This window comes from Caproicibacter fermentans (assembly GCF_009746625.1).
In the GTDB taxonomy this organism is placed as follows: Bacteria; Bacillota; Clostridia; order Oscillospirales; family Acutalibacteraceae; genus Caproicibacter; species Caproicibacter fermentans.
Genome location: NZ_VWXL01000014.1, coordinates 96,928 through 117,228, shown reverse-complemented (window position 1 = coordinate 117,228; position 20,301 = coordinate 96,928). Strand labels below are relative to the sequence as shown.

The following is a 20,301-nucleotide window of genomic DNA, read 5'->3' as shown; positions in this document are numbered from 1 at the left end:
ACCCACACAACAGCCTGACCACACATTGCGCCAAAGATGATCCAAGCTTCATCTTTGCAATAGATTAGTTTGCGCTAATCGTTCATGGCCGGTAAGCCGCATAACGCCGACGGGCCGAAATAAGGCAGAAAATAAAAATCCGAATCACCGCTTTGGAGTACAACTGCTGCATCTGCGAAAGCGGAGGACTCACACCAAAGCATCGGCAAAAAACCCACCCGGCAAACCTTACGAGAAGGGAAAGGCCGGGTAGCTTTTCATTGAGCATAGAATATGCGTGCGGTCAGGTGCTTTCACGCTCCACAAGGGTGACCGGGTAAGTTACTCTAATCGGGATGCCCTTTTTATCCTGCTCCAGAACAATGCTTTCCACCGCGCGCTGGCAGATGTCCCGCACAGGCTGGTGAATTGTGGTAATGGACGGGGTGCAGAATTTGCACAGGTCAATGTCGTCGTAGCCGACGACCTTCATCTGCTGCGGGATGCGGATGCCGCGCCTGCTGCAAATTTTAATGACCTGCGCCGCGATGATGTCGTTGGAAGTAAAGATGCCGTCGATGTCCGGGTTGCTGTCGATGAGCGAATGGATGATGTTTTCATATTGCATGGAAAGGAACTGCTCTTCTGTTGCATCGATTGCAACGTAGGGAACTCCCTCTTTTTCGCAGACTTCCTTAAAACCGAAGAAGCGCTTGTTTGCCTCCATGTTGAGGTAGGAGCTGCCGCTGATATGCGCAAGCTTTCTGCAGCCTTTCGCAATAAGGTGCTCCGCCGCGAGAATGCCGCCCTGGTAATTGTCGGAGCAGACTGACGGGATGCGCGGCGAGATGATGCGGTCAATAGAAATAATTGGCGCGTCAATGGCAACGCTAAGGTCAATGTTCTGCGTATGGCTGGCAAGGATGACGCCGGCAACCTTGCTCGCGCTAAGCATGTTGAAATACTCCAGCTCTTTTTTTGTCTCATCGTTGGAGGTGCACAGCAGCAGCTTGTACCCGCTGCCCGTCACGAGGCGCTCCACGCAATCGATAACTTTGCAGAAATACATGTTGCTGGCCGACGGGACGATAAGCCCGATGAAATTGCTCCGCTTTTTCGAGAGTGCCCTTGCGAGCTCATTTGGTTTGTAATTCAGTTCACGCATGGCCGCGTTAATTTTTTCCCGGGTCTTTTCACTGATGTATCCCCGGCCGTTCAGCATCCTTGACACTGTGGTGACGGTAACACCGCTTTTTTCGGCAACATCCTTTAGCGTACTCATATTAAAAGCTCCTGTTTCTGAATTTTATAGCAGAACCCCGACGGCCGGGGCATGAATCATCAAAAATCGATTCCCGTAAATTTAAGTTTGCATAAAATCCTATACTAATTATAGATGAAGCAGAATAATATGTCAACCGTATATCATTGTTTTTTTCGTATAAACATTAATTTCATTAAAATATAATGTGCATAATGCTTAATTTTTACGGTTATTCCGCGATAAAATGTAAAAATTATATGTCAAGCACTTGACATCTATATGTCAAACGGTTAATATATAAGCACCAACCAATAACAGAGGAGGAGTTTGTGTGAAAAAGTTGAGAATTTTAGCACTGGCAACATGCGTGGCAGTTATTCTTTCATCTCTGGCAGGGTGCGGAAAGGGCAGCAATTCGCAGAACGCTTCTGCGGCAAGCGGAAGCGACGGCGGCAATGTCGCCCTTACGTTCTTTAATACCTCCGCAGAGGTGAACACACAGTTTACTGATTTATTTAACGCTTACCATCAGTCTCACCCCAACGTGACCATTACACTGATCCCGACACCGATCGGCGGTCAGCAGATCCAGCAGTTTCAGTCACTGCTCGCTTCGAAGAAGCCGGCAACCATGGCAAACCTGGATATCGGAACAGTCTACACCTACAAAGACAAGTTCCTCGACCTCACGAGTGAGAAGAACTACTATGAGGGCATTGCACAAGCCGGCGCCATCGACTCCGCGATGCTTGACAACAAGCTCATCGGCATTCCCTACACGGTTCAGGGCTACGGACTGCTTTACAACACCCGCGTGGTGAACAAAGCTCTCGGCACGACGTTTGACCCTTCCACCATTAAGACCCGCGACGACCTTGCATCATTGTTTAAGAAGATTCAGGCCGCCGGCGTACCGCCGGTGATGATCCACGGCGCAAACTGGTCGGTTGGCGCCCACTATCTGGCTCTCTCTTATGCACTGCAGTCCAAGAATGTGGACGACACCCGCAAATTCGTTGGAGACCTTGAAAAAGGCACGGCGGATCTGAGCAAAAACCAGATTTACAACAACGTAATGGACACCTTCGACATCATGAAGCAGTACAACTACCGCAAAAACGACCCGCTCGTGGGAGACTATGCAAAAGACGCTTCCGATTTTGCAACCGGCAAGTGCGCGTTCTTCTTCATGGGCGACTGGATCTGGTCTCAGGTCGGCACACTGAAGGGCATCGACAAAGACTTCGGTGTTATGCCGATTCCGTTCAGCAACAACGCGAGCGATTACGGCAACTCCCAGATCCCGGTCAGCGAACCGAAGCTGTGGGCCATCGACAACTCCGGCTCTACTCCTGCACAGCAGGCTGCGGCCAAGGATTTCATCAAGTGGTGCCTCACGAGCAAGGAAGGCCAGACAGCCCTTGTTGAGAAAATGGGCTTCAATCTGCCCTACAAGAATGTTACCGCCAAAAACACAAATCCTGTCGCAGCCAGTACATCTAAGTATATTGATGCCGGCAAGACCATCAACATCGGCATCATCACCTACCTGCCGTCCGACTATTACACGAAGACCGGCGACTCCATGCTCAAGTACCTTGCGGGCAAAATTGACCGTGCAGGGCTCAATGATGAACTCACGTCCTACTGGAAATCACAGACTGCTCACTGAGTATTACAAAAACTATTGCAAGCAACGGGGAGGGCCTTCGCCCTCCTTTGCTTTCAATATTACCATTAAGAGGATTTGATTAAGATGAGGCAGAAAAAGTTAAAAAACGTCGGTACTTTCCTAATCTTCGGCGGACCGTCTCTGTTTGCTTTCACTGCCGTTGTTCTGATTCCCCTGGCGTTCGGTCTTTACCTGACCTTTACGAACTGGAACATGGCGACGGGCACTCATGCATTCATCGGTCTTGGAAATTATAAATCGATTCTGACGGATAAGACATACCTGGAACAGCTGTGGTTCACCATAAAATATGCGCTCCTGACCGTTGTAATTTCCAATGTGGGAGCGTTCTCTTTAGGCCTTATCCTAAGCAAAGGACTCAAGGGTCAAACATTTTTCAGGACGGGATTCTTCACGCCGAACCTGATCGGTGGGCTGATTCTGGGCTACCTTTGGCAATTCCTGTTTACCCAGGTGCTCCCTTTCATGGGGCAGAAATACGGCTGGGCCATATTCCAGACATCGTGGCTGTCCGACACCACAAAGGCATTCTGGGCACTCGTCATCGTAAACGCATGGCAGCTGATGGGCTACCTGATGATCGTTTATATTGCGGGGTTTGTAAGCGTTCCGTCAGATATTCTTGAAGCGGCGGCCATTGACGGCGCCGGTAGATTCCGCAAGATTATTTCGGTGATTCTTCCTCTTTCCGTATCGAGTATTGTGGTTTGCCTGTTCCTTTCCATTTCGCGTTCCTTCCTGACCTATGACCTGAACCTTGCCCTCACAAACGGAGGCCCTTACGGATCGACCGAACTTGCATCGTTCCACATCGTGCAGAAAGCGTTCCTTTCCAATGAATACGGCATGGGCCAGGCTGAAGCGGTAATCCTGTTCATTGTCGTCGCAGTCATTGCCCTGACTCAGTCTGCGTTTATGAAGAGACTGGAGGTAGAAGCGTAAATGAGGTCTTCAAAAGTTACTCACGCAATAGGAATGTTTGCACTTTCGCTTCTCCTGCTTGTCTTTCTGTCACCGTTTCTCATCACCATCCTGAACACGTTCAAGTCGACTCAGGAATTTGTGGAAAACCCGTTTTCCCTTCCAACCCAGTTTAACTTTGACAATTACTTTAAAGCCATCGATGAAATGAGTTTTGCCACAGGCTTTGTGAATTCCCTGATTATCACGCTTGTCGGCGTCGTAATCGTCGTGATTTTTTCCGCTATGACGGCATATCTGTTTGCCCGCTTTACGTGGAAAATCAACAAGGTGCTGTTTTTCGTCATGACTGCTTCCATGGCGATTCCGTTTCAGGTGGTTATGATCCCGCTGGTCACCATATATGGTACCGTCGGCTTCATCGATTCGAGAGAATCGCTGCTTTTCATGTACTTCGGCTTCGGCTGTTCCCTTGCCGTCTTCACGTTCCACGGGTTCATCAAGGGAATTCCGTTTGCACTCGAAGAAGCGGCCTCCATCGACGGAAGCGGCCGCGTGAGAACGTTCTTCCAGATTATCCTTCCGCTGCTGAAACCGGTTGTTTCCACCATCACCGTTCTCGACGTGCTGTGGATGTGGAACGATTACCTGCTGCCGAGTTTGATTCTCCAGTCGCCTGAGCTGCGCACTCTCCCGCTTTCCACCTACAACTTCTTTTCTTCCTACAGCGTTGATTTCACTCCGCTGATGGCAGGATTGATCCTGACGATGCTTCCGGTTCTGGTTTTGTATCTCTTCCTGCAGAAGTATATCATCAAGGGATTAGCGGCGGGAGCGGTAAAATAAGCTTTCCCGCCGGACGGAAACAGAACAGGGGGAAAAAGTTATGGCACTGGTAGAAGTAAATTTTCACTCAAAGGCTCTGGACCGGCTGGCTGTGTTTAACGCGCTGATTCCGACGGATGCGCCGGAGGAAGTCAGAGATCAGAAGTCGTTTGAGCGCCCGATGAAGTCTTTTTATCTGCTTCACGGATATACGGGCAATTACTCGGATTGGCTTTGCGGGAGCAGAATTCAGGAGCTTTCGGAGAAATACAACTTTGCGGTTTTCATGCCTTCGGGCAATAACAGCTTTTATCTGGATGACACCGACAAAGGCGAGCTGTTCGGCGAATATGTTGGAAATGAGCTTGTGGACTACACCCGCGCAATGTTTCCTATTTCCCGCGAAAAAGAGGATACGGTCATCGGCGGGTTTTCAATGGGCGGCTACGGCGCGCTCCGCACAGGGCTGAAATACGGCCGTTTCGGCCGTATCATTGCGCTTTCCTCCGCCCTGATCCTCCATCAGATTGCAGGCGCGGCCCACAGCTACAAGGACTTTATGGCCGACTACCGGTATTACACGCGGGTGTTCGGTGACCTCGGCCGGCTGCTGGGGAGCGACAAAGACCCAGAGGCACTCATCCGCATGAAAAAAGAGACGAATGCGGAAATTCCTGGCATCTATATGGCCTGCGGCACAGAGGATTTTCTGATTGAGGAAAACCGACGCTACCACGAATTCCTCTTAGCGGAGAATGTAGCACATGTGTATGATGAGACTCCGGGACTCCATAACTGGGATTTCTGGAACGAACAGATACGCAGGGCGGCACTTTGGGCAATTGGCATCTGACGTACTGCCACCGTTTTTGAAAGAATACTGATAAGGAAGCATCCTCAATGAAAGATACTGTATTGAAAGAACTGCAGCCGATTCTGAACGCCGCTCCCGTCATAGACATGGCGCTGGAGGGAGTCGAGGCGGCCCGTTCCGCTCCGCCCGCTCCGGTGGAGCACTCCGCGGAAGTCCGTATTTTTACACGCACGATCCGCGGCCCCGAGTGCCCGCTGACCATGAGAATCTATGAGCCGGTCAGCCGAACGGAGGAAACTCTCCCGGCTTTGCTGTGGAGCCACGGCGGCGGCTATGCTCTGGGGAAACCGGAGTATGAAGACGGCATCTGCGAACGTTTTGTACTGGAAGCGCGCTGTGTCGTTTTACAGGCAGATTACCGCCTTGCTCCGGAGCATGTCTATCCGGCAGCAATCGAGGACTCCTATGCGGGTCTGAAATGGATAGCGGACAACGCCGTCGAACTGAAAATCGACCGTTCAAGAATCGCCATTGCCGGCCCGAGCGCCGGGGGAGGCCTGACGGCAGCGCTTGCCCTGATGGCGCGCGACCGCGGCGAAGTGCCGGTTTTGTTCCAGATGCCGCTTTACCCCATGGTAGACGACCGGAACGACACGCCTTCCTGCTATGAAATCAACATGAAATCCATGCCGAAAGCATGGAACCGGGAAAACAACATTACCGCGTGGAAGATGTACCTCGGCAGCGATTTTTCAGGCGAGGTTCCGCCCTATGCAGCCCCCGCGCGCGCAGAAGACCTGACCGGTCTGCCCCCTGCCTATCTCTGCGTCGGGCAGCAGGACCCGTTCCGTGACGAAACCATTGACTACGCCGCGAGACTTGCCCGCGCCGGCGTTTCGGTGGAGCTTCACCTGTACCCCGGGTGCTTCCACGGGTTCGACTTTATTGCGAACCGCACGGAGGTTTGCGAGCGGTGCCGGGTGGAATATATTGCAGCCCTGAATCGGGCGTTTGAACGAGCAGCCGGCCGGGGTTGACCGGCTGCTGCGGAAATCAACACAGGAAACGAGAGGGACGAGAAGGGTAATGGCTATCAGAAATCAAATCATGCTTATTACGTATCCGGACAGCATGGGAAAAAACCTGAAGGAATTGTCCGAGGTTCTGGATGAGCATTTCGGAGGTATCATCGGCGGACTGCATATCCTCCCGTTTTTTCCGTCTTCGGCGGACCGCGGCTTTGCTCCGACGACCTATGAGGCCGTCGACCCCGCTTTCGGCGACTGGAACGACATTCGAGCACTTGCAAACCGGTATTACCTGATGTTTGACTTTATGATTAATCACATTTCCAGAAGCTCCGCCTATTTTCAGGATTTTCTCGAAAAAAAGGATCAGTCGGCCTACAAGGACATGTTTATCCGTTACCGGGATTTCTGGCCCGGCGGCGAGCCGACCCGGAAGGATGTCGACCTGATCTATAAGCGCAAACCGCGTGCACCGTATATCGACGTTACGTTCCGCGACGGGACGTCGGAAAAAATATGGTGCACCTTTGATGAAGAACAGGTCGACCTTGCGGTAAACACAAAGACGACCCAAGATTTCATGCGGGAGACTATGCGAAACATGGTGGAAAAAGGCGCGTCGATCATCCGGCTGGACGCTTTCGCGTATGCGGTGAAAAAGCAGGGAACGAACTGCTTCTTTGTGGAGCCGGAGACATTTGACCTGCTTGGCTTCTGCCGGGACGCCGTGAAGGAGCGGGATGTTGAGATTCTGCCGGAAATCCACGAACACTTCTCCATTCAGATGAAGCTGGCCGAGAAAGACTACTGGGTTTATGACTTTGCACTGCCGATGCTGCTGCTTCATGCCATCTATACCTGCAAAAATAAAAATTTGCTGAGCTGGCTCAGGAACTGCCCGAGAAAGCAGTTTACGACACTTGACACGCACGACGGCATCGGCGTTGTGGATGTCAAAGGCCTTATGACCCAGGAAGAAATTGACCAGACCATCAACTTTTTATTCTCAAAAGGCGCGAACGTCAAAAAAATTTATAATACGGTGGCGTATAATAACCTTGATGTCTACCAGCTGAACTGCACTTATTACTCTGCCCTCGGCGACAACGACGACGCCTATCTGCTTGCGCGGGCGGTTCAGTTTTTCGCGCCGGGCATCCCTCAGGTCTACTATGTAGGGCTCCTTGCCGGCAAAAACGATATTGAATTTCTTGAAAAAACAAAGGTTGGCCGGAACATCAACCGACATTATTATACGAAGGAAGAGATTGGGCGGGAGGTCAAGCGGCCCATACTCAAAAAGATGTACGCCATCATGCGCTTTCGGAACAGTTACCCGGCGTTTGGCGGCGAAGTTTCCGTAGAAGATTCGGGCTTGGAAAGCAGGCTGACAATCCGCTGGACAAAAGAGAAATACTCCGTGCAGCTTCACGCGGACCTGAAAACCCGTCAGTTTGAGATTACCTATACCGGTGAAAACGGAACACAGGAAAAACTTTCTCTGGCGTGATCGCTGCAGCCCCGCGCTCTGCGGGAAGACCTTTTTGTGAAAAGCCGTAAATCGTGCTGAAATCAAATTTTTTCGAGGTGGATACAAAGTGTTTGATGTGGTTGCACTTGGCGAACTTCTGATCGATTTTACTCCCGCAGGAACTTCGGAAAGCGGGAACATCCTCTTTGAGAGGAACCCGGGCGGCGCTCCGGCCAATGTGCTTGCCGCTGTGACAAAGCTCGGCGGGACAGGCGCGCTGATCGGCAAAGTCGGCTGCGATCCATTCGGTTTTTTTCTCCGGGATGTACTCGACAAGCACGGCATCGACGGGTGCGGACTCCGCTTTTCCCATGACGTCCCTACGACGCTTGCGTTTGTACAGCTGAACGAGCACGGTGACCGAAGCTTCAGCTTTTATCGCAAGCCCGGCGCCGACACGACTCTGGCCCCGGAAGACCTCGACTTCGGCCTGATCGACAGCGCAAAGGTCTTTCACTTTGGTTCCCTTTCGATGACGGACGAACCGGCAAGGAGCGCCACAAGAACGGCACTGGAATACGCCCGCGAAAAAGGGAAGATCATCACCTACGATCCGAACTGGCGCCCAGCACTCTGGATGAATGATGAACAGGCGAAAGAAAACATGCTGTTTGGACTGCAGTACGCGGATGTGCTCAAAGTATCGGAAGAGGAATTGGCGTTCCTCACAGGCAAAGATGATGTTGACGCAGGGAGCAGACAATTTCTCGAATGCGGAGTTAAGATCGTAGTGGTCACGCTTGGTCCGAAAGGATGCTATTATCGCTGTGCGAAGGGTTCCGGCTCCCTCAGCACATACGACACAAAAGTCACCGACACCACGGGGGCCGGTGACTGCTTCTTCGGCGCGATGATCTGCCAGCTCAGCCGGTACGAAGGCGCTCTCGCGGCAATTCTCCCTGAGGAATTGGCAAAAATGGCCGACTTTGCAAACGCAGCCGGCGCGCTGTGTGCCACAAAGAAAGGTGCGCTTTCCGCCATTCCGACCGAAGAAGAAGTACGGCGCTGCATGAGCGGCACGCCGCTGCTGAAGCCGGCATAATCCGTCCGGCCCAGTTCATCTTTTCGGCGTATGAATTTGCGCTGATCGTAGAAATGCCGCGTTGTAAGCGGTAAATCCCCCTTGTAAATTTAAGTTTACAGGGGGATTTTTTTGATATGTACCAAATTCGCCGAATACAGCGGTAAGGCCCCCGACTGATCCAATAATCGGCTCAGTTTGGTGGCCTTTTGATTTGAAGAGTGGAATCAATTCGCTTTTTATGTTTCCTTACAGCAATTCCAGTTGAATTGTAGAATTACATTAGAGAAACAGATACGCCATCAGGGCATCGACTCCGGCCTGTATGATGCGCTCTTCCGAGATATCGTTTTCCCGAAACGCTATTTCCTCCGATGGTTTCCCGGCCTCTCCTTTTTGGTTGGATAAAATCACCTGACATTTTTATTTTTAGCAATTTTAAAATAATGTTAATAATTATATATCTTGAAATGTTATAATCGAATAAAGAATGAAACGAGGGAAAATATATGCTGCTCTGCATAATGGCAATACAAAACGACAATGACCGACGTACCGTGGAAGAACTGTATCTTCAAAATTACAGAATTATGATGTACATAGCAATGAAAATATTAAAGGACAAAAGTAAAGCAGAAGATGCTGTTTCTCAAGCTTTTATAAAAATTATCGATAAACTCCAAAAATTTAACTTTGAGGATTGTAACAAAACGAGGGGATTAATCGGTATATTAGTGAAGGACATTTGCTATGACATGCTAAAAGCGGAAAAGCGCCAGAATTCTATTTCTATAGATGAATGTGATATACCTGCTCCCTCGGAAGATCTTCCTTATGACAATCTTGCATCTGAAGAAAATTACCAAACAATTTTGAACGCTTTGACTGGTCTAAGCGATAAGTCAAGAAATATTCTAAAGCTAAGATATGTCTATGGCTATTCTGATCTGGAGATGTCCGAACTTCTTAACATTTCACAGGGAAATATAAGGGTACGTCTTCACCGGGCCAAAGTCGCTTTATCGCAGGCATTGAAGGAAAAGCGAAATGAACAATCAGATTTTTAAACTGATGCTCAAGACGGCAGTAGAAGAAAATTTTAAGAACTGCCGATTGAAAAGGACTTAGAGAATGATTATGAATTATCTCAGACTACAAAAACGAAGATTGAGAAGATGTTTATAAGGGCCTATTACCAATAATCCTGTTGCGTATCAGAAAAATTTCTAAGAGAATTGTTATTATTCTGGCCGTTATTATACCAATTTCTGTAGGGAGTCTACTTAGTGTGGAAGCATCTCGGAATGCTATTTTTAATACGCTTTTAAATTGGAAATCAGGCCATGTAGACATCCATTATCAGGATAAGAATGCTTCTTTAAATATAGCTTCATCCACATCCAGCAACTCCGCCATAAAACCCACATATCTTCCGAAAGGGTTTTTCGAGATACAAACGATTACAGCTGGCTCAAAAACGAGACGGAATACCAGAATAATTATGGAATAAAGTTTTTTGAATCAGATTCCCTTAGCGAAGGAAGGAACCATTGCGGTAGATACGGAACACACTATTCGCAAAGAGGTTGAAATTCAGAGAGAAAAAGCATCCCTTTTTGTTGCAAATACTTCGGGAGACAAATCTTATTTGATTTCAGAAAACCTTTCCAGCAGCTTTTTGCTAAGCTCCGAAATTTCTTCCGACCAGTTCGTAAAGATAGCGGAAAGCATGAAGAAAAAATGAAAATTTCGAAAAAAAATTGTAACAAAACGGGGGTCTCAATCGGTATATAAGTAGAAGGAAAAATTTAGAAAACAAAGGGGTTAAGTTAAAACGGCACTTCTAAAATCACCGCGACTGCCCTTTTAAAGCAGGTCAACAGTAGAATATATCAGCGTCTCTGATAGGGACTATTGCGGTTAGGGGATTTACATAGACTATACAACTACCAGGTGGGAAAACGGTGGCGTAGTTTTAGCATCAAGCAAACGAGTTTGGGGGACAGGAGAAATTCATGCTTATGCTACAGTCAGCCTGGAAACCTGGAATGATAATCCCTTAATTTATCCTGCAGTTTATTGGGGAACCTAATTTTTAAATAATGGAACAAGGAATGGAGAATTTTTCTCCATTCCTTGTTCCATAAAATCAAGTCCATTATCAGAGGGATAAAATGAGAGTAAAAACCGTTCATTTTGCAGTCACCTTTTTTATCTTTGTATTGTCATGCTTCCTTTTCATTTATTTATCCTATACTTCCGAGGTGAATATTCTTAGCGCTGATTTCAAAACAGCAAATGCAGTCAAATTCCAAGTGGAAGGTATGACAGAAAAAAGTTTTATTGAAGCAGTAGAAAAAAGCGGCGAACTTGACCATGTGACGCTTTACGACGTTTCTTTAGAAAATAATTCCATCAGAACATTACTCAGTTATTCCGATTCTTTGGTTCCTCATATCATAGAGGGACGTTTTTTTACAGAGCAGGATTTTATCTCTTCCGTTCCGAAAGCCGTCGTCGGAAAAAACTGTTTGTCCCAAGTCTACATGAAAAACGGAGAGAAAAAGATCAAGCTCTTCGGTACGGAATACGCCGTAGTCGGTGTTATGGGTTATAAAGATAATTACTCATTAAACGGATACATCTTTAAAAACAAGGAAAACATCCGTAATCATAAAGGAAATACGCTGTTCTTATTGGATTCGGTTTCCGGACAAGCCGTAACTTCGGCAATAAAAGAATTAAAGGCACATTATAAAATCAATATTATTTCAGAAAAGATCAACAATATTAACAGGGCTTATCAATATAACGATTTTAATTCTGTCTTAACAATGGTAATCGCGTTATTCATTGCGGCGATGGCTGCTTATACCGCATATTTGCAATATGTTTATTTTTGTTCCACGATTCAGACTTTTTATATTTTAGGCTTTCACAAAAAAGATATCAAAAGTTTCAACCGGAGACAATTTCTCATTCACGGAGGATTTTGCTTTTTGATTTCCTTAGCAGGAGCAGGACTATTATTTCTTACATCGGAAAGAATTTTTCAGTTATTGAAATTTGTACCATTGATTATTTTTTTGATTATTTTGTTGATCGGTTATCTGGCACTTTGCGAGCTTGCGCTTGGAATCGTTTTTGTTCGTTGGAGGAAAAAGAATGAGAGAATGCGTCAGAAATGACGTTCAAAGGAATCAAAGGAATTTTTTAATTCTCATCGTAATCAATACGCTTTTGTTTGCCAGCATTTATTTCATGTCTGTTTATGAATTTAATTTTTATGGATTCTATCACGCAAGTCTGCCAAATAAGCAAAAGCAAATGATGTTAATCGATTATTCAGGGAAGTTTACATCCGACCAGGCTGTTCCGCTGATCAATACCGATCAGCAAATGAAAAAATCAAAATTATTTTCCATGTATGAAATGTACGATCAGTTTATCGAATGGGTTCATTACAGCGGACCGGATAAATTTGGTGACGGTTATGAAGAGGGTCATTTTCAGGGAGAAAAAAGTGTTTATCAATACAATGGGAAAACCTATGCAAGCACCTCAATCAAAAGCACACAGCTAAGCCTGAATTGTTTTAGCAAGTTCTCTTTGCAGACAGATAGAGGAAGAGGATTTCAGGAAAGCGACTACAATCTTCATTTCGGAGATACGGTGCCGGTACTCCTTGGGCATGAGTTTACCGAAACCTACAAAGTAGGGGATCAATTTAAAGCACTCTATCTATTCAGCCTGTTCAACTTTGAAGTGGTGGGCTTTTTAAAGGAGGATTCCTATATAAAACAAAATGGATATGGACCTGCTTCCTATTTGGATCGGGATGTGATTCTCCCCATGTTCAATATCACGGATTCTCCGAAAAATCAAGACGATGCTTTTTTCCGGACGCTGCACTATTCAAACAAAACAAGCTGCTTACTGGAATATGACTCCTCCGTTACGGCTAAAGAGATTGCGGAGGAACTGAACCGCATCAGCAGTTCCAACGGTTTACCCGAATACCAAAAATATAAGGTGACCGAAGATGGACTGGCCCAAATATCAACAAATCAAATGTACCGCGCGCTGAGCGTTGGAAAATGGCTGGTATTCTTTGTCTGCATGGGAACATTCATTTTGCTGATTAACCGGCAGATAAAAGCTCATTTAGTGGATTACACCATTTATTCTCTGTTTATGTCCTATCAAAAAATCAGCCTTTCGCTGATGCTGGAAATGACTGCCTGTATTTTGGCTTCGACCTTTTTTACCATTCTGATCATTCTGGCTCTTTCAAAAAGTCTGATGTATGCCGGCGAGCTTCTGCTGTCTTCAGGCTTGTTAATCGTCTTGTTGACCGTCTATATTTATTTTAAAATGCAACATGTCGACTTGAAAAAATACCTGGTGGAGGGCGAGCAGAATGATTGAAATGAAAAACCTGGTGAAAAAGTACGGGGGAAAAGTTGTTTTTTCAAATTTTTCCTTATCCATACAACAGAGCAGCATTGTCGGCTTGTACGGCCGCAGCGGAAGCGGAAAAACAACCTTGTTGAATTTAATTGGTGGATTAGATCTTCCGGACAGCGGTGATATCCTTGTGAATCATAAGAAATTGACGAAATCCTTGTCGGAACTGGCGGATTACCGCCGCACATATTTGGGAATTATTCCCCAATCTTTCGCATTGCTGAATTTTAAAAGTGCCTTTTATAATATCGCTTTGCCGCTGATCGGGAAAGCTGGAAAAGAAGAAATTGAAAAGGAAATCGAAATCTTGTCTGAAAAGCTGGAAATAAATACCCTACTGAAAGACCGTCCGACGGAGTTATCTGCGGGAGAACGCCAGAGAGTTGCCATTGCAAGAGCGGTTATTACCAAACCGGCTGTCATCTTGGCGGATGAGCCAACAAGCGCGCTGGATGAGACAACACAAAGCATAATAAAAGACTTATTTTTGCAGGAACAAAATAGGGGCTGTACTATTATTTTTTCCTCCCATAATAAAACCTTTGGAGAGTTTGCAGATAAAATTATACAATTGCCTTAAATCACGTCTTGCCCATGTGGAGGTATTGCTGAAATTCCATCTGACCTTAAAGCGTCTTGAATAGCGCGGCTAGAAATACATTCCCTACCGGCGCGATTGAGAGAGAGATACCCTTCGGTGGTTTGGCCTCTATGCTTTCCAATATTCCCGCAAAACTGTAAAGCAGCTTTGAGAGAGTACGGCAAACCGATCTTTTTACCTTTGCTCTGACGAATGGACAGCCGCATTTGATCACTATCCACATCGGAGACCCTGCGGTGACGGACTTCCCTGAGCCGTAAACCTGACCCTCTCCATTTACACTGCGCTCAGCAAATAAGGCGGTACTTCCCGGATGTTCCCGGTCAGTACCGCCCTGTTCTATTTCGTGCTAAGCTCTTCTTGGTAAAAAGCAGGTCAAAACCGCTCGTTTTGTTAAACCCTAACCGGCGAAAGCCTCTTCGGCCCTCTCTTTGTAGTGGTGGGCCTGCTCCAGCATCATGTCCTTGACCTTCATCAGGCGAATCTGCGTGGAACGCTCGTTTTCGTCGAGTTTCATTGTGATATACTTGATGTTCTCCTGCAAATCGGGAATCATGATGTGTTCCAGCGCGTTGACGCGGCGGCGGGTCTTTTCGATCTCGGCGGCCATCAGGCGGCAGGACTTCTCCACTTCCGCAAGTCTGAGCATATCCGGCATCAGGTCGGCGAGGGATTTCACCGCGTCGTCCAGATCGCCGGAGGTGAAAGCAAAGCCGTAGGAGTAGATGTCGTTCGGGTCGGAGGTTCTGGTCTGATACTCAAAGACCGGGACCTCCACGCTCATGACATTTCGGTCGGAAACCTGCAGCGTAACCTCCTGCTTCGGGGCCATCAGGGCAACGTTGACCTCCTCGTCCGGCATGCCCGCGCGGGCCAGGACAAAATTCCGGTTGGCAAAGCGGATTCCCTCCTCGACCTTTTCACGCAGGGAACGGTTCAGGCGAACCAGGTCCAGATACTGCCGCATCAGTTCGTCGCGCTTATCCTTGAGGAGCTTATGCCCGCGCATCGCCGTGACCAGCTTTTTCTTTAAACGGGTCAGCTCCATACGGGTCGGATTCACATGTGTGGCGGCCATACCGTCGCCCCCTTCCTAAAACTTGCCGTAATATTCGTCCAGATACTGATCCTTAATTCGTTTGAGTTCGCCGCGCGGCAGGATGGAAAGCAGCTTCCAGCCAAGGTCCAGCGTTTCTTCAATGCCGCGGTTGCTGTCATAGCCCTGCGAAACGTACTGCTTTTCAAACTCGTCGGAAAACTTTGCGTAAAGCTTGTCGATCTCCGTCAGGGCCGCTTCGCCGAGAACGACCATCAGCTCTTTCGCGTCCTTGCCGCGGGCATAGGCGGCAAACAGCTGGTTCATCGTGTCCGCGTGGTCGGCGCGGGTTTTGCCCTTGCCGATGCCCTTATCCTTCAGGCGGGACAGCGACGGCAGAACGTCGATCGGCGGCGCGATTCCCTTGCGGTAAAGCTCGCGGCTCAGAATGATCTGGCCTTCCGTAATATATCCGGTCAGGTCGGGGATCGGGTGGGTCTTGTCGTCTTCGGGCATGGAGAGAATCGGAATCAGCGTAATGCTGCCGCTCTTCCCCTTCTGCCTGCCGGCGCGTTCGTACAGGGACGCGAGGTCCGTGTACATATAGCCCGGATATCCGCGGCGGCCCGGAACTTCCTTTCGCGCGGCGGAGATTTCACGCAGCGCGTCGGCGTAGTTCGTGATGTCCGTCAGGATGACAAGCACGTGCATGTTCTTGTCGAACGCGAGATATTCCGCGGCGGTCAAGGCCATGCGCGGCGTAGCGATACGCTCGACAGCCGGGTCGTTCGCCAGGTTGACGAACACGACGGTGCGGTCGATGGCGCCGGTCTCGCGGAAGCTCTGGATAAAGTAGTTCGATTCCTCATAGGTGATGCCGATAGCGGCGAATACCACGGCGAACGGCTCTTCCGTCCCGATAACCTTCGCCTGCTTGGCGATCTGCGCCGCCAGATTCGCGTGCGGCAGGCCGCTGGCGGAAAAGATCGGCAGCTTCTGCCCGCGCACCAGCGTGTTCAGCCCGTCGATTGCGGAAACGCCGGTCTGAATGAATTCCTGCGGGTAGTTGCGCGCCGCCGGATTCATCGGCAGGCCGTTGATATCGAGGCGTTTTTCCGGCAAAATCTCCGGCCCGCCGTCAATCGGATGCCCAAGGCCGTCGAAAATGCGGCTGAGCATATCCTCCGAAACACCGAGCTCCATGCTGCGGCCCAGAAAGCGCACCTTGCTGTTGTCCAGGTTGATTCCGGTGGAGCTTTCAAACAGCTGTACCAGCGCGTTGCCGCCGTCGATTTCCAGCACCTTGCAGCGGCGTTTCTCGCCGTTCGCAAGCTCGATTTCGCCAAGCTCGTTGTAGGCGACGTCTTCCACGCCGCGCACCAGCATCAGAGGACCCGCGACCTCCTGAATGGTTTTATATTCCTTCGGCATCAGAAGTCCTCCTTTCGGCTGAGCAGCTCTTCAATTTCTTTTGCGAGCTCCGTTGTGATCGCATCAAATTCCTTGGCGACCTGATCCGCCGGAATATACTTAAATCGTCCGATCCGTTCACGGACCGCCAGCTTCACAAGTTCGTCCGCGGGCGCCCCCTGTTTCAGGGCTTCGACCGTATCGTCGTAAAAACGCAGGACCAGCTTCATCGTCAGGTACTGCTTTTCCAGCGGCGTGAACATATCCACTTCATTGAAAGCGTTCTGCTGCAAAAAGTCCTCGCGGACGCTCCGCGCGGCTTCCAGCTTCAGGCGGTCCGGCGCAGAAAGGGCATCCATGCCGACCAGCTTGACAATTTCATCCAGTTCGGATTCATCGTGAAGCAGAAGCATAACCCTCGCCCGCAGATCCATCCAGTCCTCATGAACATTTTCATTAAACCATTTTCCCAGCGAATCGGTGTAGAGCGAATAGCTTGTCAGCCAGTTAATGGCCGGGAAATGCCGTGCGTAAGCCAGCGCGGAGTCAAGGCTCCAGAACACTTTCACGATGCGCAGCGTCGCCTGCGAAACAGGCTCCGAAATGTCGCCGCCCGGGGGAGAAACCGCTCCGATGACGGAAAGCGACCCCTCGCGGTCTTCTTTGCCGAGAGTCACGACGCGCCCCGCGCGTTCGTAGAACTGCGCCAGACGGCTGCCGAGGTACGCCGGGTAGCCCTCTTCACCTGGCATTTCCTCCAGACGTCCGGACATCTCGCGGAGGGCTTCCGCCCAGCGGGAGGTGGAGTCCGCCATCAGAGCGACGGAATAGCCCATGTCGCGAAAATACTCCGCGATGGTGATCCCCGTGTAAATCGAAGCTTCACGCGCGGCAACCGGCATATCGGAGGTGTTGGCGATCAGCACGGTGCGCTTCATCAGCGAGTAGCCTGTTTTCGGGTCTTTCAGCTCCGGAAATTCGTTCAGAACGTCCGTCATTTCGTTGCCGCGCTCGCCGCAGCCGATATAGACGACGATATCCGCGTCGGCCCACTTTGCCAGCTGGTGCTGCACGACGGTCTTGCCGCTTCCGAACGGTCCGGGAACCGCCGCGGTGCCGCCGCGCGCGATCGGGAACATGGTGTCGATGATGCGCTGGCCGGTAATGAGCGGCATATCGGGCGACAGCTTGGTTTTATAGGGACGGCCGACGCGCACGGGCCATTTCTGCATCAGCGTGACATCCTGCTGCGCGCCGTCCGCCGTTTTGATTTTCGCCACGGGCTGTTCCACGGTGAAATCGCCCTCCGTGACCGACACGACGGTGCCGGTCATCCCGTTCGGAACCAGAACGCGGTGTTCCACGATTTCCGTTTCCTGCACGGTGCCGAGTACGTCCCCGCCGGTTACTTCCGCGCCGGCGGAAACCTTCGGGACAAAATGCCATTTCACGTCGCGTTTCAGCGCCGGAATTTCCACGCCTCGGTGGAGGCTGTTTCCGGTCATTTTCATGATTTCCTCCAGCGGGCGCTGGATTCCGTCGTAGATACTGCTGATCAGGCCCGGGCCGAGCTCCACGCTCAGCGGAGCGCCGGTGGATTCCACCGGTTCGCCCGGTTTCAGGCCGGAGGTTTCTTCATAGACCTGAACGGACGCCTGTTCCCCGTGCATTTCTATAATCTCACCGATCAGACGCTGTTCGCTGACGCGCACCACGTCGAACATGTTCGCGTCGCGCATCCCGTCCGCGATGACCAGAGGCCCGGCAACCTTTTTGATCGTGCCTTTGCTCATTTTCCTTCTCACCTGCTTCTTTCGTTTTCGCTGTTGAAGATAATATCGGAGCCGACCGCCTGCTCCACCGTCTTTTTCACATTGCGCATTCCGATTCCGGTATTTCCGGAAACGCCCGGAATCGGGATTACGGCCGGTAACTGCTGTGACTCATACCGTTCGATTTCCGAGGGAATCCCCTCAAACACGGCTTCCGTCACATAAATGACGGCGTAATCCTGTTCCGCCAGGCGCCTGAGCTCCGCAGCGGCTTCGGAAAGGTCGCGGACCGGCCGGACCTCCAATCCCAGCGAGGCGAATCCGTAGATACTGTCGCGGTCGCCGAGTACGGCGATTTTATACATACGTCTCCCTCAGCCTTTCCCGGACGGACTCATCCGAAAGCCGGTTCAGCTTGCCGGACAAAATGATCCTGACCGTTTTGATCTCATTTTCACGCGCCAGAAGATAAGCGGCGACCGGCGCGATGGTAAACGGATTGTGTTTTTGCGGGCGAATCTGCTCCATCAGCAGATTGTCGCACCAGCGTTCAAACGCCGAAACCGATTCCCTTACGGCGGAAACGGCGCCGGCGTAGGGGGTCAGCGCCAAATATTCCAGGGCGGCGTCCAGACCGGACGCCGCCGCGCGCGCCAGCTTTTTCACATCCAGAGTGGAGCACGGCGCAAGGGCGCGTTCCAAAAACTCGTGTGTTTTACCTGTGCGAACCGAGCGGACCGCGATCCGGATATCGGCGGACGCAACGGTCAGCTCGGCGTATTGCCGCAGCACCTCGTTGTCGGAAACGCGCCCCGCTTCCAACACTGCCTCCAACGCGGCGCGGTCGATGATCACGTCGCATAGCTGGCCGTCGTGATTCTGAAGAAGCGCTTTACAGGCTTCCTCGGCGGCGCCGCGCATCCGCTCGGGCAGCAGCGTAAAGTCCTGATCCTTGATCGCTTTCAAAATCAGCTCGGGGTTCAGGGTGCCGTTCTCAAAATAAATTTTCGGCGTCTTCGCATCCATGCAGACTTCCTTAACCGCGGCTTTCAGGTTGTGGTAGTCGTTTGCGTAAAGGAAAACGTCAAAGACGGAAAGGTCGCCGACCAGCTCGCGCATCAGACTCCACGTCTTTTCCCGCTCCGCCGCAAGAATTTCCTCGGCGCTGCCGGAAGAAACGTCCCAGCCCTTGTCGGAAAGGACGCGCAGGCAGTCTTCATAGGTTTTGCAGGCCATCAGCTGTTCCAGCGTCTGCTGGCTGAAAAGGGAAAGCTCTCTGGAACGGATGCGGGCAACTGCATATACATAATCCTGTTTTTCGGCCATTTTCAACCTCCCGCAAACACGAGCCGGTTCACTTTGTCCTGCAGCTCGTCGCGGCGGGCGTCAAACAGGGCGGAAAACGAGCAGTTTTCCTCGATTCCGCCGTAGGACAGCACAAATCCGCCGTCGATGTTTCTCGTCTGCCCGGAGACCCTGAGCGACGCGCCTTTTCCGCCGACCGCCTCGTTCAGGGCCTTTTCAAAGTCCGCGGGAAGTCTTTTCCGGTCCGCGGGGGAAAAGAGGATTTCCCCCGTGCGTGGGGGCGCGTATTTCACCGCCATTTTCAAGATGAGCTTAAAATATTCGTCTTCGGGCAGGGCATACAGAGACTGCTTCGCCTTGTCGATGATTTCCGCAATCAGCTGCTGCTTTGCGCCCAGAACCGCCTTGCGAGTCCGCAGGGCGGCCGCGGACTCGGCCCGCTCCCGGATCATGGCTGCTTCCTGTTCGGCGCGCCTGCCGACGGCGGCGCACTGTTCGACCGCTTCCCGTTCGGCTTTTGAGCGGAGTTCCTCCGCCTGCGCGCGCGCCTTTTCCAGCTGCGCGTTCACCGCCGAATCGGATTCGGACACGATATCCTGTATGATTTTATCTAACCCTGTCATTGACAAGTTCT

Annotated in this window: 20 protein-coding genes; 12 read left to right on the top strand and 8 right to left on the bottom strand. The window is 50.4% G+C overall.

Translation table 11 applies throughout. The features are described 5' to 3' along the window. Positions 1-283 precede the first annotated feature (283 nt). Positions 284-1,261: a LacI family DNA-binding transcriptional regulator gene (locus tag CAFE_RS02430; RefSeq protein WP_156989691.1), complete on the bottom strand. Its 978-nt coding sequence runs from the start codon at positions 1,259-1,261 to the stop codon at positions 284-286. Between the two features lie 313 nt (positions 1,262-1,574). On the opposite strand from CAFE_RS02430, the gene CAFE_RS02425 reads away from it, so the two are divergent. The 7 genes from CAFE_RS02425 (at position 1,575) to CAFE_RS02395 (ending at position 9,097) form a co-directional block, all read left to right on the top strand. Beyond that, on the top strand, positions 1,575-2,915 hold the full coding sequence (locus CAFE_RS02425) for an ABC transporter substrate-binding protein (RefSeq protein WP_066645000.1): 1,341 nt from the start codon (positions 1,575-1,577) through the stop codon (positions 2,913-2,915). Positions 2,916-2,999: 84 nt separating this feature from the next. Then, complete coding sequence (locus CAFE_RS02420; RefSeq protein WP_066645002.1) at positions 3,000-3,878, top strand: carbohydrate ABC transporter permease; 879 nt, start codon at positions 3,000-3,002, stop codon at positions 3,876-3,878. Next, a complete protein-coding gene (locus CAFE_RS02415) occupies positions 3,879-4,703 on the top strand; it encodes a carbohydrate ABC transporter permease (RefSeq protein ID WP_066645004.1) in 825 nt (274 codons plus the stop codon). It begins immediately after the preceding gene. Positions 4,704-4,743: 40 nt separating this feature from the next. Further along, the gene (locus tag CAFE_RS02410; RefSeq protein ID WP_066645006.1) at positions 4,744-5,535 is read left to right on the top strand and encodes an alpha/beta hydrolase; all 792 of its coding nucleotides are present in this window, start codon (positions 4,744-4,746) and stop codon (positions 5,533-5,535) included. Positions 5,536-5,582: 47 nt separating this feature from the next. Continuing rightward, entirely contained in the window at positions 5,583-6,533 is a 951-nt protein-coding gene (locus CAFE_RS02405) for an alpha/beta hydrolase (RefSeq protein ID WP_066645010.1), read from the top strand. Between the two features lie 49 nt (positions 6,534-6,582). After that, positions 6,583-8,034 (top strand): sucrose phosphorylase, encoded by a 1,452-nt coding sequence (gtfA, locus tag CAFE_RS02400; RefSeq protein WP_156989690.1) that lies wholly within the window; start codon positions 6,583-6,585, stop codon positions 8,032-8,034. 88 nt (positions 8,035-8,122) lie between these two features. Then, positions 8,123-9,097: a PfkB family carbohydrate kinase gene (locus CAFE_RS02395; RefSeq protein WP_330593831.1), complete on the top strand. Its 975-nt coding sequence runs from the start codon at positions 8,123-8,125 to the stop codon at positions 9,095-9,097. A gap of 261 nt (positions 9,098-9,358) precedes the next feature. Here the strand turns inward: CAFE_RS02395 and CAFE_RS20285 are convergent, their stop codons facing one another. Beyond that, positions 9,359-9,490, bottom strand: a complete 132-nt coding sequence (locus tag CAFE_RS20285) for a hypothetical protein (protein WP_267459227.1) — start codon at positions 9,488-9,490, stop codon at positions 9,359-9,361. 95 nt (positions 9,491-9,585) lie between these two features. Between CAFE_RS20285 and CAFE_RS02390 the strand changes: the two genes are divergently transcribed. From CAFE_RS02390 to CAFE_RS02370, 5 genes are all read left to right on the top strand, one after another. Next, complete coding sequence (locus tag CAFE_RS02390) at positions 9,586-10,143, top strand: RNA polymerase sigma factor (RefSeq protein ID WP_066645014.1); 558 nt, start codon at positions 9,586-9,588, stop codon at positions 10,141-10,143. Between the two features lie 449 nt (positions 10,144-10,592). Next, positions 10,593-10,820 carry a DUF4367 domain-containing protein gene (locus tag CAFE_RS02385; protein WP_066645016.1) on the top strand — a complete coding sequence of 76 codons (228 nt, stop codon included), beginning with the start codon at positions 10,593-10,595 and terminating at the stop codon, positions 10,818-10,820. A gap of 430 nt (positions 10,821-11,250) precedes the next feature. Next, a complete protein-coding gene (locus tag CAFE_RS02380; protein ID WP_156989689.1) occupies positions 11,251-12,264 on the top strand; it encodes an ABC transporter permease in 1,014 nt (337 codons plus the stop codon). Next, positions 12,242-13,504 (top strand): ABC transporter permease, encoded by a 1,263-nt coding sequence (locus tag CAFE_RS02375; RefSeq protein ID WP_156989688.1) that lies wholly within the window; start codon positions 12,242-12,244, stop codon positions 13,502-13,504. Before CAFE_RS02380 ends, CAFE_RS02375 begins: the two co-directional genes overlap by 23 nt. Then, a complete protein-coding gene (locus CAFE_RS02370; RefSeq protein ID WP_156989687.1) occupies positions 13,497-14,123 on the top strand; it encodes an ABC transporter ATP-binding protein in 627 nt (208 codons plus the stop codon). Before CAFE_RS02375 ends, CAFE_RS02370 begins: the two co-directional genes overlap by 8 nt. A gap of 421 nt (positions 14,124-14,544) precedes the next feature. On the opposite strand, the gene CAFE_RS02365 is transcribed toward CAFE_RS02370, so the two are convergent. From CAFE_RS02365 to CAFE_RS02340, 6 genes are read right to left on the bottom strand one after another with little or no spacing between them, the layout of a single operon-like run. After that, positions 14,545-15,222, bottom strand: a complete 678-nt coding sequence (locus tag CAFE_RS02365; RefSeq protein ID WP_066642971.1) for a V-type ATP synthase subunit D — start codon at positions 15,220-15,222, stop codon at positions 14,545-14,547. A gap of 15 nt (positions 15,223-15,237) precedes the next feature. Continuing rightward, on the bottom strand, positions 15,238-16,611 hold the full coding sequence (locus CAFE_RS02360) for a V-type ATP synthase subunit B (RefSeq protein WP_066642969.1): 1,374 nt from the start codon (positions 16,609-16,611) through the stop codon (positions 15,238-15,240). Beyond that, the gene (locus CAFE_RS02355; protein WP_156989686.1) at positions 16,611-18,383 is read right to left on the bottom strand and encodes a V-type ATP synthase subunit A; all 1,773 of its coding nucleotides are present in this window, start codon (positions 18,381-18,383) and stop codon (positions 16,611-16,613) included. Before CAFE_RS02355 ends, CAFE_RS02360 begins: the two co-directional genes overlap by 1 nt. A gap of 8 nt (positions 18,384-18,391) precedes the next feature. Next, positions 18,392-18,727 (bottom strand): V-type ATP synthase subunit F, encoded by a 336-nt coding sequence (locus CAFE_RS02350; protein WP_066642965.1) that lies wholly within the window; start codon positions 18,725-18,727, stop codon positions 18,392-18,394. After that, a complete protein-coding gene (locus CAFE_RS02345) occupies positions 18,720-19,688 on the bottom strand; it encodes a V-type ATPase subunit (RefSeq protein ID WP_156989685.1) in 969 nt (322 codons plus the stop codon). The genes CAFE_RS02350 and CAFE_RS02345 overlap by 8 nt, the downstream gene beginning before the upstream one ends. A gap of 2 nt (positions 19,689-19,690) precedes the next feature. Then, positions 19,691-20,290 carry a V-type ATP synthase subunit E gene (locus CAFE_RS02340; RefSeq protein ID WP_156989684.1) on the bottom strand — a complete coding sequence of 200 codons (600 nt, stop codon included), beginning with the start codon at positions 20,288-20,290 and terminating at the stop codon, positions 19,691-19,693. Positions 20,291-20,301: the final 11 nt, after the last annotated feature.

Bases quoted from the DNA above. Each gene is read 5' to 3' on its own strand.
- CAFE_RS02430 (WP_156989691.1), bottom strand. From the start codon at position 1,261: ATGAGTACGCTAAAGGATGTTGCCGAAAAAAGCGGTGTTACCGTCACC.
- CAFE_RS02420 (WP_066645002.1), top strand. From the start codon at position 3,000: ATGAGGCAGAAAAAGTTAAAAAACGTCGGTACTTTCCTAATCTTCGGC.
- CAFE_RS02415 (WP_066645004.1), top strand. From the start codon at position 3,879: ATGAGGTCTTCAAAAGTTACTCACGCAATAGGAATGTTTGCACTTTCG.
- CAFE_RS02410 (WP_066645006.1), top strand. From the start codon at position 4,744: ATGGCACTGGTAGAAGTAAATTTTCACTCAAAGGCTCTGGACCGGCTG.
- CAFE_RS02405 (WP_066645010.1), top strand. From the start codon at position 5,583: ATGAAAGATACTGTATTGAAAGAACTGCAGCCGATTCTGAACGCCGCT.
- gtfA (WP_156989690.1), top strand. From the start codon at position 6,583: ATGGCTATCAGAAATCAAATCATGCTTATTACGTATCCGGACAGCATG.
- CAFE_RS02390 (WP_066645014.1), top strand. From the start codon at position 9,586: ATGCTGCTCTGCATAATGGCAATACAAAACGACAATGACCGACGTACC.
- CAFE_RS02380 (WP_156989689.1), top strand. From the start codon at position 11,251: ATGAGAGTAAAAACCGTTCATTTTGCAGTCACCTTTTTTATCTTTGTA.
- CAFE_RS02375 (WP_156989688.1), top strand. From the start codon at position 12,242: ATGAGAGAATGCGTCAGAAATGACGTTCAAAGGAATCAAAGGAATTTT.
- CAFE_RS02370 (WP_156989687.1), top strand. From the start codon at position 13,497: ATGATTGAAATGAAAAACCTGGTGAAAAAGTACGGGGGAAAAGTTGTT.
- CAFE_RS02365 (WP_066642971.1), bottom strand. From the start codon at position 15,222: ATGGCCGCCACACATGTGAATCCGACCCGTATGGAGCTGACCCGTTTA.
- CAFE_RS02360 (WP_066642969.1), bottom strand. From the start codon at position 16,611: ATGCCGAAGGAATATAAAACCATTCAGGAGGTCGCGGGTCCTCTGATG.
- CAFE_RS02355 (WP_156989686.1), bottom strand. From the start codon at position 18,383: ATGAGCAAAGGCACGATCAAAAAGGTTGCCGGGCCTCTGGTCATCGCG.
- CAFE_RS02350 (WP_066642965.1), bottom strand. From the start codon at position 18,727: ATGTATAAAATCGCCGTACTCGGCGACCGCGACAGTATCTACGGATTC.
- CAFE_RS02345 (WP_156989685.1), bottom strand. From the start codon at position 19,688: ATGGCCGAAAAACAGGATTATGTATATGCAGTTGCCCGCATCCGTTCC.
- CAFE_RS02340 (WP_156989684.1), bottom strand. From the start codon at position 20,290: ATGACAGGGTTAGATAAAATCATACAGGATATCGTGTCCGAATCCGAT.